Genomic DNA, 16,707 nt, shown 5'->3' with positions numbered 1-16,707 from the left:
GCCACCCTACTGCGCCACGGCCACCTGATTGCGGCCCAGCGCCTTGGCCCGGTACAGCGCTTTGTCGGCGGTGTTCATCAGGCCATGCAGGTCCTCATCCTGGGCTTGGGTCGACGCCACGCCCAGGCTTGCCGAAAGCCCCTTGACCGGCTCGACCGCCAGCCCGGAAATCGACTCGACCAACTGCTCGGCAATGGCCTGCGCGGCTTCCAGCGAGGTATTGGGCAGCAACACCGCGAACTCCTCGCCGCCCAGGCGGCCATACACATCAGATTTACGGAATGAGGCACTGATCACGCCGCCAATCTGGCGCAACACCTGATCGCCGGCCTGGTGGCCGTAGGTGTCATTGATGTGCTTGAAGTGGTCCATGTCCATCATCAGCGCGCACAGCGGCTGCTGGTTGTGTCGGCACTGCGCGTAGAGCAGGTGGGCATGTTCGAAAAACGCACGGCGGTTCATCAGCCCGGTCAGTTCGTCGGTTTGTGCGGCGCGGGCGGAAATGCTGTGGGCGCGTTCCATTTGCCGGGTCAGGCGAAACGCCTTCTCCAGCGCATCGGACAATTTACGCGTGGCGCTGGCGACAAAGGTGGCGAACACCAGCACCGCGATGGCGACCCCCACCTGCATGGACGACGGCTGGAACAGCAGCCACACAGTGCAAGGCAGCAACACCAGGCCGATGGACACCAGCGTCATGTAGCGATAGGCCGAATAACACGACACCGCGCTGACCGACATGCCCACGGTGAACAACATGACCAGTGCCTGGGACAGCCGGTCATCCGGCGGCATCACCGCCAACGCACCGATGCCCCAGACGCCGGCGGACAGCATCAACGTAACCCAGTAGCGGCGCTCCCAACGATCCGGCGTGCGCTCACTGTTGGGGCAGCGAAACCAGTCCATGAACATCTTGACCCGCAGCAGCGACGACACCGAAAGCACCGCCAGCCACACCAGCATGACATCGCGATCGAAGCGTTCCCAACACAGCCAGCAGAGCATGACCGCCGCCAGGTAACTGCCGAAGATGGCGGCAAATGACTGCCGGAACAGCTGGTGCAGACGGTCGGTCCGCACCTGCTGCTCTATAAAGCAATCCTGGTCCTGCTCACGCCCAAGGCCATTCATGAAATTCGCCTGATTCGACTGCCGCGACAAAGGCGCCATTGTGGCACCCTGCCAGCACCGCGGACAACTGAATCCCGCACAGCAGAGCGGTCAAGCCCCTTCAGGCCGCAGAATCAGCACGCCCAACGGCGGTAAATTCAGCGACAGTGACACCGGTTGACCATGGCGCGGCTCATCCTGAGTAAAGACTTCGCCGCCGTTGCCGAAATTGGAACCGGCATACATGTCCGCATCACTGTTGATCACTTCGCTCCAGCGTCCGGCAAACGGCACGCCGACGGCATAGGCCTTGCGGGGCACCGGGGTGAAGTTAGCCACCACCAGGACGGGCTTACCGTCCTTGCTCCAGCGCAGCCAGGCGTAGACGCTGTTGATCGCGTCATCGCCAATCAGCCATTGGAAGCCTTGTGGCGCATCGTCCTGTTCGTGCAGGGCTGGCTCTTCGCGGTACAGACGGTTCAAGTCACCGACCAGCTTCTGCACGCCTTTGTGCTCTGCGTACTGCAAGAGGTACCAGTCCAGTTGCTGGTCGTGGTTCCACTCGCGCCACTGGCCGAACTCGCAGCCCATGAACAACAGTTTCTTGCCGGGATGCATCCACATGAACGCCAGGTAGGCACGCAGGTTGGCAAACTTCTGCCAGCGGTCGCCGGGCATCTTGTCGATCAACGAATGCTTGCCGTGTACCACTTCATCATGGGAAATCGGCAGGATGAAACGCTCGGACCAGGCATACACCAGGCCGAAGCTCAGCTCGTTGTGGTGATGGGCGCGGTAGACCGGGTCTTGCTGGATGTAATGCAGCGAGTCGTGCATCCAGCCCATGTTCCATTTGTAGTTGAACCCCAGGCCGCCCTGTTGGGTGGGCTGGCTTACGCCGGGCCAGGCGGTGGATTCCTCGGCGATCACCAGGGCGCCGGGGGCTTCCAGGGCCACCACGTCATTGAGGTGACGCAGGAAGTCGATGGCTTCCAGGTTCTCGCGGCCGCCGTGGCGGTTGGGCACCCATTCGCCGGCCTTGCGCGAATAGTCGCGGTACAGCATCGACGCCACCGCATCCACACGCAGGCCGTCGATATGGAAATGCTTGAGCCAGTGCAGGGCCGAGGCCAGCATAAAGCCGTGCACCTCGGTGCGGCCCAGGTTGTAGATCAGCGTGTCCCAGTCCTGGTGGAAGCCTTCCAGCGGGTTGGCATATTCATACAGCGCGGTGCCGTCGAACTGGGCGAGGCCGTGGGTATCGGTGGGGAAATGCGCCGGTACCCAGTCCAGAATCACGCCGATATCGGCCTGGTGCAAGGCGTTGACGAAATAGGCGAAATCTTCCGGCGAACCAAAGCGCGCAGTTGGGGCGAACTGCGACAAGGCCTGATAACCCCAGGAGCCGCCAAACGGGTGCTCCATGATTGGCATCAATTCGATATGGGTGAAACCCAATTGCTGCACGTACGGGACCAGGCGTTCCGCCAGTTCACGCCAGCCATATTGGCGGGCGACTTCGCCGGCTTCGTCCAGCTCGCATTGCCAGGAACCGACGTGCAGCTCGTAGATCGACAGCGGCGCGGTGGGTTTCTGCTTCTCGCTGCGCGACTGCATCCACGCATGGTCTTGCCAGTCCACCTGCAACGGCGGCGCAACTTTCGACGCCGTGTCCGGCGGCAGTTGGGTGGCCAGTGCCATGGGGTCGGCTTTGAGCGGCAAGATTCCGTTGGCGCCGAGGATCTCGTACTTGTAGGCAGCGCCCGGTTGCAGACGTGGGATAAACAACTCCCACACGCCCGAAGGATGGCGCAGGCGCATCGGATGACGGCGCCCGTCCCAGATATTGAAGTCGCCCACCACCGACACCCGCCGCGCATTCGGCGCCCATACGGCAAAACGCACGCCCTGCACGCCGTCGACGCTGGTCACCTGGGCGCCCAGGCAGCTGCTGAGGTCACGGTGGTTGCCTTCGGCAAACAGGTACAGGTCCATTTCCCCCAGCAATAATTGGCTGAAACTGTAAGGGTCTTCGGTGATCTGTTCACCGCCGGCCCACTGGATTTTCAGCAGGTAGCGCTGGCGTGTGATGAAGTGCCCGACAAACAGGCCCGGCACCTGGGTCGCGTCCAGGCTGCCGATGGGCTCGCCGCTGCCTTGCGCCAACACCTGGACGCTCAGGGCTTCGGGCAGGAATGCGCGGATAAATTGCCCGCCCTGCTCGTCATCGTGCGGCCCGAGGATCGAGAACGGGTCGTGGTGCTCGGCGCGCACCAGCGCATCGACGTCCTTGGACGCCGGCATGGCAGTCAATTTGGGCTGCAGCGGTTCTTTATGCGTGTAATTCATGACGTCTCCCCACCGCGTGCAGTGTCAGATAGAGGTATTAGCCCGCTGAGCAGACCGTGCAGCCCTTGCAGGGGCACCGGTAGCCAGGTCGGGCGGTTTTCCGCTTCGTAAGCCACTTCGTACGCGGCCTTTTCCAGGCTGAACAATGTCAGCGCGGCGTCCTGGCCTTTGGCATCCTGCCAGTCATGCGCCAGTGTAGACGTAGCTGCCTGATAAGCCTGGATAAATGCCTCGCGTGCTTCATTCAGGTAGCGATCGGTCACACGCCGGCGCGCCTGATCGGCTTGTGGCGAGTGATCCACCCCTTGCACATTCAGGGCCATGGCCGCTGCGTAATCAAACGAGCGCAGCACACCGCTCACATCTTTATACGGGCTGTGCTTGCCACGCCGCTCATGCAGCGGCCTGGCTGGCTCGCCTTCAAAGTCGATCAGGTAGGCATCGCCCTTCACCACCAGCACCTGGCCCAGGTGCAAATCACCGTGGACCCGAATGCGCAGACCGCCCAATGTGGCTTTCGCCAACGCCTGGACCTGGGCGCCGATAGCTTTTTTCTGCGCCAGCAAGTCACTGACCAACGCCTGATCCGCAGGGTTCAATTGGGTTTGATGCAGCTTGAGCAACTGCAACGCACGTTCGATCTGCGCGCCGATGTCCTTGGCCCAGGCCTGGGTGTCCTTGGCGGTAGTGACCTCGGGCTTGAAGTCCTTGTTGGTGGTCTTCGCGCCCAGCACCAAGTGCATTTCCCCCAGGCGCTGGCCGAGTAGCCCGGCAAAGTCCGCCAATTCGCCCAAGGCGTTGTAGTGCTGGTCCTGTTCGGAGATGGCCTGCGCCAGTTCGTCGCGAATGGCGCGTTCCAGGTTGTTCTGGGTCCAGCTCCAGGCGTCGCCCTGATTGCTCAGGTAACCCTGGGCGATCATCAGCAGATTGTCCTGGCCGTCGGCGTCGCGGCGAATCATCGAGCCCAACAGCGGCGAGATGTTCGGGTAATCGGCGGCGGTCAGGTAGGCGCTCATTTCCAGCTCCGGGTGCACACCGGCGCTGACTTTGCGGATCAGCTTGAGCACCAGGCACTCGCCCACCACCACCGAACTGTTGGACTGCTCGGCCGACAAATAGCGCACCTGGGCGTCATCGGTCAGTTGCAACGGCGCCAGATGGGGCGTGGCTTCAAAGCGCAGGTCGCCTTCGCTGGAGCTCAGCACCGTACCGGCCTGCAGGCCCTGGATCACGGCGCGGATAAAGTGCTCCAGGCTGAAGGCATCCGTGACCAACCCTACCTGCCGCGTGCGCCGCACACGGGCCAGGGCCAATTGCTGCGGCAAGGCACTGGTGAACTGGTCTTCGCTCAGGAAACCGAACGGCAGTTGATAGCGACTGACCTGGCCGCCGCTGGTAACGTCAATCTCACTGAGCAACACCGGATGCTCCGGGTCGCCAAACCGCACGCCGTAAGCGATGTGCACGTTGTCGATAGCGGTGTCCTTGCCCGCGAACCAGCGCCGCTTGGGCAGCCAGGCCGGCAAGGAGGTCTGCTCCAGGGTGGTGCGGCAAGGGTCTTCGAGCAATTCTTCCATGCGTTTTTTAAGTACCAGGGTGGTGAAGTCGGGGATGCTTTGAGCCGGTTCCACATGCCAGCTAGGCATCTGGTTCTGCGCCGCCAATCCAAACCAATAGAAGCCATAGGGCGCCAGGGTCAGCAGGAAATTCAACTGGCCGATGGGCGGGAACGCGTTGCCACCGAGCATCTCCACCGGCACCATCCCGGCGAAGGCCGACAGGTCCAGTTCGGCGGCCTGGGCACTGCGCGACACGTTGGCCACGCACAGGATGATTTCGGTGCGACCGTCTTCCCCGGTGTATTCACGGGTGTAGGCCAGGATTCTGCGATTGCTCGGCGAGAGCATTTTCAGACTGCCCCGTCCAAACGCCTTGGATTGCTTGCGCACCGCCAACATGCGTCGGTTCCAGTTGAGCAGTGAGTGCGGGTCTTGGGTCTGGGTTTCGACGTTGACCGACTGGTAGCCGTACAGCGGGTCCATGATCGGCGGCAGCACCAGGCTGGCCGGGTCGGCGCGGGAGAAGCCGCCGTTGCGGTCGATGGACCACTGCATCGGCGTGCGCACACCGTCGCGGTCGCCGAGGTAGATGTTATCGCCCATGCCGATTTCGTCGCCGTAATACAGGGTCGGCGTGCCGGGCATCGACAGCAGCAGGCTGTTGAGCAGTTCCACGCGGCGGCGATCGCGTTCCAGCAGCGGTGCCAGGCGTCGGCGAATGCCCAGGTTGATGCGCGCGCGACGGTCAGCGGCGTAGTAGTTCCACAGGTAGTCGCGCTCTTTGTCGGTGACCATTTCCAGGGTCAGTTCATCGTGATTGCGCAAGAAGATCGCCCACTGGCAGTTGGCGGGGATTTCCGGGGTCTGGCGCAAGATATCGGTGATCGGAAAGCGGTCTTCCTGGGCCAGCGCCATGTACATGCGCGGCATCAGCGGGAAGTGGAAAGCCATGTGGCATTCGTCGCCGTCGTCGCCCTTCTTGTCACCAAAGTACAGCTGGGTGTCTTCGGGCCACTGGTTGGCTTCGGCCAGCAACATGCGGTCCGGGTAATGGGCGTCGATTTCGGCGCGGATCTGCTTGAGCACATCGTGGGTTTCGGCAAGGTTCTCGTTATTGGTGCCGTCGCGCTCGATCAGGTACGGGATGGCGTCCAGGCGCAGGCCGTCAATGCCCATGTCCAGCCAGTAACGCATCACCGACAGCACGGCCTTCATCACTTGCGGGTTGTCGAAGTTGAGGTCCGGCTGGTGGGAGTAGAAACGGTGCCAGAAGTACTGGCCGGCGACCGGGTCCCAGGTCCAGTTGGACTTCTCGGTGTCGAGGAAGATGATGCGCGTGCCGTCGTATTTCTGGTCGTCATCGGACCACACATAAAAATCTCGCGCCGCCGAACCGGGCTTGGCCTTGCGGGCGCGCTGGAACCACGGGTGCTGGTCGGACGTGTGGTTGATCACCAGCTCGGTGATCACCCGCAACCCACGTTTGTGGGCCTCGGCGATAAAGCGCCTGGCGTCGGCCAGGGTGCCGTAGTCGCTGTGCACGCCACGGTACTCGGCGATGTCGTAGCCGTCATCGCGGCGTGGCGAGGGGTAGAACGGCAGCAGCCAGATGGTGTTCACGCCGAGGTCGGCAATGTAGTCGAGCTTGGCGATCAGCCCGGGAAAGTCACCGATGCCGTCATTGTTGGAGTCGAAGAAGGACTTGACGTGAACCTGGTAGATCACCGCGTCCTTGTACCAGAGCGGGTCCTTGATGAAGCTGGCAGCCTTGGGTTTCTTCGCCATTGGAAACTCCTGGAATACTCAAATTCTTTCAAACTGAACTCGGTCAATGTGGGAGGGGGCTTGCCCCCTTCCACATGTTGATCTTCACCAGGCTCAGGAGGTGGTGATGCGCCAGATCCCGAACGGCATCTGCGGCTCAAGGCGCGTCCACTGGGTCTTGCCGTACCAGGTCCAGCGATGGCCGTTCATCAAGTCCTCACCTTGGGTCTGCGCGTCATCGGGCAGGCCCAGCTCCCACAACGGCAATTCGAAATGCGCTTCCTGGGCATTGAACGGGTCGAGGTTGATGGCGACCAGGATGAAGTTGTCGCCCTCCTCACTGCGTTTGCCGAAGTACAGGATGTTGTCGTTCCATGCGGTGTAGAGCTTCAACCCCAGGTGTGTCTGCAACGCCGGGTTTTGCCGGCGGATGCGGTTGAGCTGGGCGATCTCGGCGATGATGTTGCCGGGGGCGGTGAAGTCGCGGACACGGATCTCGTACTTCTCGGAGTCCAGGTATTCCTCTTTGCCCGGCACCGGCGCGGCTTCGCACAGTTCAAAGCCCGAGTACATGCCCCACAGGCCCGAGCCCATGGTCGCCAGCGCGGCGCGGATCAGAAAGCCAGCGCGGCCGGACTCATGCAGGAAGCCTGGGTTGATGTCCGGGGTGTTGACGAAGAAGTTCGGCCGGTAGCACTCGCGCCATGGCGACTGGTTCAACTGGGTGAAGTACTCGCTCAACTCGGCCTTGGTATTGCGCCAGGTGAAATAGGTGTAGCTCTGGGAATAACCGACCTTGCCCAGCCGCGCCATCATCGCCGGCGTGGTGAAGGCCTCGGCGAGAAAAATCACCTCGGGGTGCTTTGAGCGCACATCGCTGATCAGCCATTGCCAGAACGGCAGCGGCTTGGTGTGGGGGTTGTCGACGCGAAAGGTCTTCACGCCCTCTTCCACCCAGCCCACCACGATGTCGCGCAACTCGGTCCAGAGACCCGGAATCGCATCCGCCGCATAGAAGTCGACGTTGACAATGTCCTGGTACTTTTTCGGCGGGTTTTCAGCGTATTTGATCGTCCCGTCGGGGCGCCAGTTGAACCAGCCCGGATGCTGCTTGAGCCACGGGTGGTCCTGGGAGCACTGGATGGCAAAGTCCAGGGCGATTTCCAGCCCGTGGTCGGCGGCCGCCTGGACCAGGCGGCGAAAGTCGTCGCGACTGCCCAGTTGCGGGTGAATGGCCTCGTGACCGCCCTCCTCGCTGCCAATGGCGTACGGGCTGCCCGGATCATCGGGGCCGGCGGTCAGCGAGTTGTTCTTGCCCTTGCGGTGGCTGCGGCCGATGGGGTGGATCGGCGGGAAGTACAGCACGTCGAACCCCATGTCATGGATCATCGGCAGCCGTGCGTGCACATCGTTGAAGGTCCCGTGACGCGCTGGATCGTCGGTGATCGAGCGCGGAAACAGTTCGTACCAACTGGCGAACTGCGCCGCCTCACGCTCCACGTCGATCGGGTAAACGGTGCTGATGCTCAAATAGGCGCGGTGATCAGCCTGGGTCATCAGGTGTGCACTGTCTTCGTGCAGGAACAGCGCGACCTGTTCGGTTTCCAGCAGGCCGGAGAGTTCGTGGTGCAGCAACATCAGGCGGTCGCGCAGTTCGTTGTCACTGCGTTCGGCGGCCTGCAGCACCAGGCTGCGGCCTTCCTGCAACTCCAGGCTGACCGGCACGCCGGCTTCGTGCTTCTTGCGCAGCTCGTAGCAGAAACTGGCAAAGGTATCGATCCAGGCTTCAATGCAGTATTCGTGAGGGCCTTGGGTGGTGACGGTAAACGCGCCTTCCCAGCCATTGTTACCCACGTCGGTCATCACCACGCTGTGCCAGCTTTCGTCCTGCAACGGCCGCCAGCGGATCAGGACAGCGAGCTTGTCGTGGCCGTCGGCGAATACCTTGCTGGTCACGTTGACCCGCTGGCCCACGACGGCCTTGACGGCGAATTCACCGCCATCAATTACCGGCATGGTGCTTTCGATCGCGATCCTGGGCAGCAACAGCGCCTGGGACAGCGGCAGTGAGCAATTATCTGGAACCTGAGTGTCAGCAGTCATCGAGCATCTTCCCCTTACGCCCTGTGGACGCTCTTTGCTTGATCCGAATTCTGAAACGGCAGTGATCTCCCTGAGCAAGGCCGTCATAGGTCCGAGCCTGAGCCTTGGCCAAAAGTTCAGGTGGATGTGCCGCCATTGAGCGGGGAATCAAATCCCCCAGGCGGTTGTCCACCGGTAGAGCAAAGCACAAAGGAGGCCACACCGATGAATATCCCGATCCCGGCTGAAACCCCTGACCCGAATATCGACAACCCGACCCTGCCGCCCACTGAACCGGAACCGATTCCCGAAAAAGAGCCCCCGGAAAATCTGCCACCCCCCGTGGAAGAGCCGCCGACAACCATGCCCCCGGTGATCGTCAGTCCTTCTCGAAACGCTTGACGATTTTTGGCATGACGCGGAACACCGCCAACGCCAACAACGTACTCAGGACCGCTGTCGATTCCCGGCCCAACCCGGTCGAGACCCCAATCGCAGCGGTCATCCACAGGCCGGCGGCGGTGGTCAGGCCTTTGACATGCCCCTCTTCATCATCCTTGCCTTTAATGATGGTGCCGGCGCCGAGAAAGCCGATCCCTGCGATCACGCCTTGCACCACGCGGCTCATGGCGTCCGCCTGATTGCCCGACATCTGCGGCACCATCACAAACAGCGCGGCGCCCAAGGCCACCAGCATATGGGTGCGTATCCCGGCCGCCTTGCCCTTGCTCTCGCGTTCAAAGCCCAAGATGCCGCCCAGCAAGGCGGCGATCAGCAGGCGCACGGTGACCTGGGTCAGTTGCCTGGCATCGCCGATATCGGCGAATTCGGCCTGCAGGGTTTGCCACACTTCATGCCACCAAGCGTCCATGAAAGCTGTCCTTCAAAGAAGTCGATAATTCATGGACAGCGCCTACCGCCAGTCAGTTGCCTTGAACCCTGCCTCGCCACCCTCCCCTAAGGTGCATAGCCGATGAAAAAGGAGTCCAACATGACGCTGCGTATTGAAAACCACCTGTGCTATTTCAAGCTCGACGCCAGTGGCCAGGAGCAAAGCGTGCCTGCCACCCGCGTGAAGATAGTGACGGACGATGACAAGTCCATGTCCTACGTAGAACTCGCGGGCGAGCGCATCTACATCACCGAAGCCGAAGCAGACGCCCTGACGGTCGAAGGCGCGACGGACGGGCGTAACCATGTGAAGGCCACCGAACCTGGTTCGCTGATTTGATTGATCCGTGTCATCACCACTGAAATCAACCTGCACCCCAGGCGCGCTGGGGTGCAGCAGATTGTCGCAGGGCCCGGCCCGCAGGCCATCTGATCCGCTTTTTATCGCTTTAGCTGAGTCTGTTATGCAAACAGCCGCCGGCCCATAGTTCATCCGCCTGATGGAGGCTGATGAGCGAATGACCATGAGCGAACGCATCCCAACCGTGGAAACCTTTGAACCCATTCACCCCAAGAAGGTGAAGGCCAAATCCAGCGACACCCTGATTCATACCCGCAGCTTCACCGGCCTGTTCCGCACCTTGCGCGTGGCGGGTGCGGGCTTTCTGTTCCTCGCGTTTTTCGGCACCGTATGGCTGAACTGGGGCGGGCGCCAGGCCGTGCTGTGGGATCTGGCGGAGAGCAAATTCCATATTTTTGGCGCGACCTTCTGGCCCCAGGATTTCATCCTGCTGTCAGCGCTGCTGATCATCTGCGCCTTCGGCCTGTTTGCGGTCACGGTGTTCGCCGGCCGTGTGTGGTGTGGCTACACCTGCCCGCAAAGCTCGTTCACCTGGTTGTTCATGTGGTGCGAAAAGGTCATCGAGGGCGAACGCAACCAACGCATCAAGCTGCAAGCGGCGCCCTGGAGCCTGAACAAACTGGCGCGGCGTTCGGCCAAGCACACCTTGTGGCTGGGCATCAGCGTGCTGACCGGGCTGACCTTTGTCGGCTACTTCACGCCTGTCCGCCCGTTGGCCGAGGAACTGCTGACCCTGGAAATAGGCGGCGTGAGCCTATTCTGGGTGCTGTTTTTCACCGCTGCCACCTACCTCAATGCCGGCTGGCTGCGCGAGGCGGTGTGCATGCACATGTGTCCGTACGCGCGATTCCAGAGCGTGATGTTCGATAAAGACACTCTGACCATTTCCTACGACAGCGCCCGTGGCGAAAGCCGCGGCCCGCGCAAACGCGAGGTCAGGCCGGCCGATGTCGGCCTGGGTGATTGCATTGACTGCCACCTGTGCGTGCAGGTCTGCCCCACCGGCATCGACATCCGCGACGGCCTGCAAATGGAGTGCATCGGCTGTGCGGCGTGCATCGATGCCTGCGATTCGATCATGGACAAGATGGGTTATGCCCGTGGCCTGGTCAGCTACACCAGCGAACATCAACTGCAAGGCGGCAAGACCCATCTGCTCCGGCCCCGCCTGATCGGCTACAGTGCGGTGCTGCTGGTGATGATTGCCGCGCTGGTGGTAGCCCTGGTGGAACGGCCGATGGTGTCGTTGGACGTGACCAAGGACCGTGGCCTGTTCCGCGAGAACGCCGTGGGCCAGATCGAAAACATCTACAGCCTCAAGGTCATCAACAAGACCCAGCAGCGCCAGGATTACCGGGTGGAACTGATCGACGCCGACGGTTTCCAGCTGCACGGCAAGACCGAGGTCAGCCTGGCGCCGGGGGAAATCATTGATGTGCCGGTGTCGGTGGCGTTGCTCGCGGATAAACCGGCGAGCAGTTCGCAGACGTTGCGCTTCAAGGTGATGGATGTGAATGAACCGGGCATTTACAGCGTGGCCGACAGCCGGTTTGTGGCGCCGCTCAACCGCTGATACCTCGGTATCAAAAAAAACACTTGTTTAAGGCCAACATGAAACGCTACGAAAAATTCGCCGAAGACATTGCCGAACTGATCCGCTCCGGCGTCCTCGGGCCCGGCCAGCGCGTGCCGTCGGTGCGCTACGCCAGCCAGACCTACGGCGTCAGCCCGTCCACGGTGTTCCAGGCCTATTACCTGCTGGAGCGCCGTGGCCTGATCCGCGCGCGGCCGCGTTCCGGGTACTTCGTCAACACCCATGCGCCGAGCCCGTTCTCCGAGCCGGTGGTGAGCGAACAGGTGCACGAGTCCACCGAGGTGGATGTCAGCGAGTTGGTGTTCTCGGTACTCGACTCGATCAAAGACCCCAACACCGTGCCCTTCGGCTCGGCGTTCCCCAGCCCGATGCTGTTCCCGCTGCCGCGCCTGGCCCGCTCCCTGGCCAGCGCCAGCCGTGAGATGGACCCGCGCCTGGTCGTCACGGACATGTCGCCGGGCAACCCCCAACTGCGTCGGCAAATCGCCCTGCGCTACATGGTCGGCGGGCTGATGCTGCCGATGGAAGAACTGCTGATCACCAACGGCGCCCTGGAAGCGCTGAACCTGTGCCTGCAAGCCGTCACCGAACCCGGCGATCTGGTAGCCATTGAAGCCCCGGCGTTCTATGCCTGCCTGCAAGTGCTCGAACGCCTGAAGCTCAAGGCGGTGGAGATCCCCGTGCACCCGCGCGACGGCATCGACCTCAACGCCCTGGCGCAAGCCCTGGAGCGCTACCCGATCAAGGCCTGCTGGACCATGACCAGTTTCCAGAACCCCATGGGCGCAACCCTGCCGGAAGCCAAGAAACAGGCGCTGGTGGAGTTGTTGCGCAGCCATCAGGTGCCGCTGATCGAAGACGATGTCTACGCCGAACTGTATTACGGCCAACAGGCCCCCAAGCCGGCCAAAGCCTTCGACACCGAGGGCCTGGTGATGCACTGCGGTTCCTTCGCCAAGAGCCTGGCGCCCGGCTATCGCGTGGGCTGGGTGGCCGCTGGGCGCTATGCGCAGAAAGTCGAACGCCTGAAGCTGATGACCTCGCTGTGCCCGTCAATGCCGGCCCAGGCGGCGATTGCCGATTACCTGCAACATGGCGGCTACGACCGGCACCTGCGCAAATTGCGCTATGCCCTGGAAGAGCAGCAAAGCGCCATGCTCGCCGCCATTGCCCGGTATTTCCCCGCACAGACCCGCGTCAGCCAGCCGGCCGGGGGGTATTTCCTGTGGTTGGAATTGCCGGAACAGACGGATTCACTGAAGTTGTTCCAGATGGCCTTGGCCCAAGGCATCAGCATTGCACCGGGGCCGATCTTCTCGGCGACCCAGCGCTTTCGCAATTGCATTCGGCTGAACTACGGCAGCCCGTGGACCGAGGCGTCGGAGAAGGCGATGGAGACGTTGGGGCGGATTGTGCGGTCGTTTTGAGGGCTGGGTGGTGTTCTTTCTGACGTCATCGGGGGCAAGCCCCCTCCCACACTGAGGGTATTCACACATCTGAATGTGGGAGGGGGCTTGCCCCCGATGGCGCCCGAACAGACGCTACCGACTCACCGCCCGCCGCCCAGATCCACAAACGTCCCGGTGGCATACGAGGCCTTATCCGACAACAACCAGATAATCGCTTCCGCCACTTCATCCGGTCGGCCGCCACGCGCCATGGGAATGCCGGACTCCAGCTTGCTGACCCGGTCCGGGTCGCCGCTCAGGGCATGGAAGTCGGTGAAGATATAGCCGGGGCGCACGGCGTTGACGCGTATCCCCTCGCCCGCCACCTCTTTGGACAGGCCGATGGTGAAGGTATCGAGCGCGCCCTTGGAGGCGGCGTAGTCCACGTACTCATTCGGCGAGCCCAAGCGCGCGGCCACTGACGAAACGTTGACGATGCTGCCGCCCTGCCCGCCGTGTTTGGGCGACATGCGCAGCACCGCATGCTTGGCGCACAGGATCGGCCCCAGCACGTTGGTTTTCATGATGTTGAGGATACGGAATTCGGACATTTCATCGACCCGTGACTTATGTGCCACGGTGCCCGCGTTGTTGACCAGGGCGGTCACGCGGCCCAATTCGGCGTCGACGCGGTGGAACAAGGCGATCACTTCATCTTCGATGCTGACATCCGCCCGCACAGCAATCGCCTGGGCACCCAGGCCACGCACCTGTTCCAGAACGCCGAGGGCGGCTGCTTCGTCGCAGCGGTAGTTGATGCAAACGCGATAGCCTTCACGCGCTGCCAGCAATGCCGTTTCGGCGCCTATGCCACGACTGCCCCCGGTGATGATGACAACTTTGTCCATGCGTGCGGTCTCCTGGTCCAACCTGGTGATAGGGTTGGATCCAATACTAACCGTCACGCACGGTTTTTGTCAGGCGCCAATACGTCCTCGGCCCGTTGGATATTCGCCATGAAACCATCGGCCGGCAGCGGATGCCCCAGCAGGTAACCTTGCAGGGAGTTGCAACCCAGCCGCGTCAGGAAGTTCTGCTGCGCATCGGTTTCCACACCTTCGGCGACAATGCGCAATCCCAAGGCTTGGCCGAGGGCAACGATGGCCGAAACAATGGCCGCGTCGTCGCTGTCGTGCTCCAGGTCGCGCACAAAACCGCGGTCGATCTTCAACTCGTTGGCTGGCAGGCGCTTGAGGTACATCAGGCTGGAATAACCGGTGCCGAAGTCATCGATGGACAGGTCGACGCCCATGTCCGAGAGCTGCTGCAACACCGTCATGCTCGCGTCGGCATCGCTCATGGCGGTGGTCTCGGTGATTTCCAGAGTCAGGCTGTTGGCCGGCAACTGATGCCGATCCAGGGCGTTGGCCACGCTCTTGACCAGCCCCGCATGGCAGAACTGCAGCGCCGACAGGTTCACGGCGATGCGCCAATCCTCATAACCCTGGGCATACCACACGCTCATCTGGCGACAGGCTTCATTGAGCACCCATTCGCCGATGGGAATGATCAAGCCGGTCTTTTCCGCCAGTTCGATAAAGGTCACCGGCAACAACAGGCCCTGCTGCGGATGTTCCCAACGCACCAGCGCTTCGGCGCCCACCGGGATGCCACTGACCGCATCGAACTTGGGCTGGTAGTACAGGCGAAACTGCTCTTGCTCAAGGGCATTGCGCAGGTCCTGCAACAACTGCAATTGCTTGCGCGCATTGGTGTTCATCGACACATCGAAAAAACTGTAGCCGTTCTTGCCCATGCCCTTGGCGTGGTACATCGCGGCGTCAGCGTTCATCAACAGTTCCTGGGGGTTGCCACCGTTGCCGGGGAACAATGCGATACCGACACTGGCCGAGATTTTCAGCTCGTGCTCGGCCACATGGAATGCGCGGTTGATCAGCCCGACCTGGCGCTCGGCCAAGCGCAGGGCATCGTCCGGCTGGCTCAATTGCACCAGCAGCACAAACTCATCACCACCGATGCGCGCCAGGGTGTCATGGCTGCGCAAGTCCTCGCGCAGGCGCAGGCCGACTTCGCGCAACAATTGGTCGCCCATGTGATGGCCAAAGGCATCGTTGACCGGTTTGAAGCCATCCAGGTCGATAAACATCAAGGCGAAGCAACCGCCCTGCTCTTTGACCGCCTGCATGGCTTGTTGAATCCGGTCGGCCAGCAAGGTGCGATTGGGCAGGCCGGTGAGCATGTCATGCAGGGCCAGGTGAGTCAGTTCCTGGTTGGCCAGGCTGAGGGAATCGGCGAGCACTGCGGTGCGGGCTTCCAGGCGTGCGTCGAGCAGCGACGTCAGCAACGCAATGGCGAGCACCGCCAGGGTGGTGACCAGCACCAGGTTATCCAGGCCGTTGCCGGTCAAGCCGTCCAACGCAGCGGCGCAGTAGCTTTCATCGGCAAAGCGTGCAGCCGCCATGCCGGTGTAATGCATACCGACGATGGCAAAGCCCATCACCACCGCTGCGCCGCCACGCGCCAGACGCACGTACGGCGTGTTACGGCGCAGGTTGAACGCAATCAACAACGCCGCACCGGACGCCACCACGGCGATCAGCAGCGACAGGCCAAACAACGTGGGGTCGTAGTCGATGCCTGGGGTCATGCGCATCGCCGCCATGCCGGTGTAGTGCATGCTGGCAATGCCGGTGCCCATCACCAACGCACCCAACACCAGCTGCCACGCCGGTAAACGCGCCTGGCTGACCAGCCACAACGCAAAGCCACAGGACAGCATCGCGATCAGCAACGACAGCGCGGTAATGCCGATGTCAAAACCCAGCGCAAACGGCAGCCGCAGGGCCAACATGCCGATGAAGTGCATGGACCACACGCCCACGCCCATCGCCAACGCACCGCCGGCCATCCACAAATAAACGCCACGGCCCCTGGCGGTCGCGATGCGGCCGGTCAGGTCCAGCGCGGTGTAGGACGCCAGGATCGCGACGAACAGGGAGATCACGACGAGGGGGGTGGAATAACTACCGATGAGCATGGGATTTCTCGCGGGCAACGGTCTTGAAACGTCCGTACCAAGTGGCAAAGCGCGCGATTGTAGCGAGAATAAATCTTGAACAGGTGATTAATTAGCAGAGGGCCATCACCTTTAATTTGGCGTCAAAGGACTGGCTTTTAAACGGCTAAAAACGGGCGGGTTGGCAGGGGTGGGCTGGATCAAAAGCAACCTGAGACGTATCTGATCTGTGGAGATCAAAATGTGCGAGGGGGCTTGCCCCCGATGAGCATAGGTATCTACACAACTGCTTGCTCTTACGCTGTTGCTGTTGCTGTTGCTGTTGATCTCAGGCGCCCCGTCAAACACGCTGGCCGAACGCAGGCTTGAATCCGTGGGTAACCCGGCAGGACGCCGGGTTAGCCGCGCTGGGCCAAGGATGGCCCATCGCGGCGGCCCACGGATTCAAGCCTTCGTTCGGGCACACCGAGCCTAAGCGAGGTGCCGAGTGTTGGGGCGAAGGCCTTTTGGTTACTTTTGTGCCTTTACAAAAGTGACACGCCGTAGGGGCGTAACCCTAAGTAGCCGTT

General features: G+C 61.8%; 11 protein-coding genes. 4 read left to right on the top strand and 7 right to left on the bottom strand.

Translation table 11 applies throughout. The features are described from left to right. Positions 1–6: 6 nt before the first annotated feature. From AB3G88_RS12180 to AB3G88_RS12165, 4 genes are all read right to left on the bottom strand, one after another. Positions 7–1,173: a GGDEF domain-containing protein gene (locus tag AB3G88_RS12180; protein WP_099585170.1), complete on the bottom strand. Its 1,167-nt coding sequence runs from the start codon at positions 1,171–1,173 to the stop codon at positions 7–9. 51 nt (positions 1,174–1,224) lie between these two features. Then, the gene (gene glgB, locus AB3G88_RS12175) at positions 1,225–3,462 is read right to left on the bottom strand and encodes a 1,4-alpha-glucan branching protein GlgB (protein ID WP_480454164.1); all 2,238 of its coding nucleotides are present in this window, start codon (positions 3,460–3,462) and stop codon (positions 1,225–1,227) included. After that, positions 3,459–6,806 (bottom strand): maltose alpha-D-glucosyltransferase, encoded by a 3,348-nt coding sequence (treS, locus tag AB3G88_RS12170; protein ID WP_480454163.1) that lies wholly within the window; start codon positions 6,804–6,806, stop codon positions 3,459–3,461. The genes glgB and treS overlap by 4 nt, the downstream gene beginning before the upstream one ends. Before the next feature lie 93 nt (positions 6,807–6,899). Then, the gene (locus AB3G88_RS12165) at positions 6,900–8,888 is read right to left on the bottom strand and encodes an alpha-1,4-glucan--maltose-1-phosphate maltosyltransferase (RefSeq protein ID WP_191947915.1); all 1,989 of its coding nucleotides are present in this window, start codon (positions 8,886–8,888) and stop codon (positions 6,900–6,902) included. Between the two features lie 204 nt (positions 8,889–9,092). On the opposite strand from AB3G88_RS12165, the gene AB3G88_RS12160 reads away from it, so the two are divergent. Next, a complete protein-coding gene (locus tag AB3G88_RS12160; RefSeq protein ID WP_177411535.1) occupies positions 9,093–9,269 on the top strand; it encodes a hypothetical protein in 177 nt (58 codons plus the stop codon). Here the strand turns inward: AB3G88_RS12160 and AB3G88_RS12155 are convergent. Further along, a complete protein-coding gene (locus AB3G88_RS12155) occupies positions 9,247–9,738 on the bottom strand; it encodes an MgtC/SapB family protein (protein WP_112195102.1) in 492 nt (163 codons plus the stop codon). The genes AB3G88_RS12160 and AB3G88_RS12155 overlap by 23 nt on opposite strands. Positions 9,739–9,858: 120 nt before the next feature. Between AB3G88_RS12155 and AB3G88_RS12150 the strand changes: the two genes are divergently transcribed. The 3 genes from AB3G88_RS12150 (at position 9,859) to mapR (ending at position 13,140) form a co-directional block, all read left to right on the top strand. Beyond that, complete coding sequence (locus AB3G88_RS12150; protein ID WP_191959421.1) at positions 9,859–10,098, top strand: DUF3203 family protein; 240 nt, start codon at positions 9,859–9,861, stop codon at positions 10,096–10,098. Between the two features lie 184 nt (positions 10,099–10,282). Further along, complete coding sequence (ccoG, locus tag AB3G88_RS12145) at positions 10,283–11,692, top strand: cytochrome c oxidase accessory protein CcoG (protein ID WP_480454161.1); 1,410 nt, start codon at positions 10,283–10,285, stop codon at positions 11,690–11,692. Positions 11,693–11,730: 38 nt separating this feature from the next. Beyond that, entirely contained in the window at positions 11,731–13,140 is a 1,410-nt protein-coding gene (gene mapR, locus AB3G88_RS12140) for a GntR family transcriptional regulator MpaR (RefSeq protein ID WP_099585176.1), read from the top strand. A gap of 122 nt (positions 13,141–13,262) precedes the next feature. On the opposite strand, the gene AB3G88_RS12135 is transcribed toward mapR, so the two are convergent. Both AB3G88_RS12135 and AB3G88_RS12130 read right to left on the bottom strand, forming a co-directional pair. Next, the gene (locus tag AB3G88_RS12135; RefSeq protein ID WP_250925470.1) at positions 13,263–14,009 is read right to left on the bottom strand and encodes an SDR family oxidoreductase; all 747 of its coding nucleotides are present in this window, start codon (positions 14,007–14,009) and stop codon (positions 13,263–13,265) included. Positions 14,010–14,062: 53 nt separating this feature from the next. After that, positions 14,063–16,159 (bottom strand): putative bifunctional diguanylate cyclase/phosphodiesterase, encoded by a 2,097-nt coding sequence (locus AB3G88_RS12130; protein ID WP_099585178.1) that lies wholly within the window; start codon positions 16,157–16,159, stop codon positions 14,063–14,065. Between the last annotated feature and the right edge of the window lie 548 nt (positions 16,160–16,707).

This window comes from Pseudomonas arvensis, from assembly GCF_056688935.1.
This window is presented reverse-complemented; position numbering and strand designations above follow the sequence as displayed.

Excerpts from the sequence above, each read along its gene's own strand:
- AB3G88_RS12180 (WP_099585170.1), bottom strand. The coding sequence starts at position 1,173 with ATGGCGCCTTTGTCGCGGCAGTCGAATCAGGCGAATTTCATGAATGGC.
- glgB (WP_480454164.1), bottom strand. The coding sequence starts at position 3,462 with ATGAATTACACGCATAAAGAACCGCTGCAGCCCAAATTGACTGCCATG.
- treS (WP_480454163.1), bottom strand. The coding sequence starts at position 6,806 with ATGGCGAAGAAACCCAAGGCTGCCAGCTTCATCAAGGACCCGCTCTGG.
- AB3G88_RS12165 (WP_191947915.1), bottom strand. The coding sequence starts at position 8,888 with ATGACTGCTGACACTCAGGTTCCAGATAATTGCTCACTGCCGCTGTCC.
- AB3G88_RS12160 (WP_177411535.1), top strand. The coding sequence starts at position 9,093 with ATGAATATCCCGATCCCGGCTGAAACCCCTGACCCGAATATCGACAAC.
- AB3G88_RS12155 (WP_112195102.1), bottom strand. The coding sequence starts at position 9,738 with ATGGACGCTTGGTGGCATGAAGTGTGGCAAACCCTGCAGGCCGAATTC.
- AB3G88_RS12150 (WP_191959421.1), top strand. The coding sequence starts at position 9,859 with ATGACGCTGCGTATTGAAAACCACCTGTGCTATTTCAAGCTCGACGCC.
- ccoG (WP_480454161.1), top strand. The coding sequence starts at position 10,283 with ATGAGCGAACGCATCCCAACCGTGGAAACCTTTGAACCCATTCACCCC.
- mapR (WP_099585176.1), top strand. The coding sequence starts at position 11,731 with ATGAAACGCTACGAAAAATTCGCCGAAGACATTGCCGAACTGATCCGC.
- AB3G88_RS12135 (WP_250925470.1), bottom strand. The coding sequence starts at position 14,009 with ATGGACAAAGTTGTCATCATCACCGGGGGCAGTCGTGGCATAGGCGCC.
- AB3G88_RS12130 (WP_099585178.1), bottom strand. The coding sequence starts at position 16,159 with ATGCTCATCGGTAGTTATTCCACCCCCCTCGTCGTGATCTCCCTGTTC.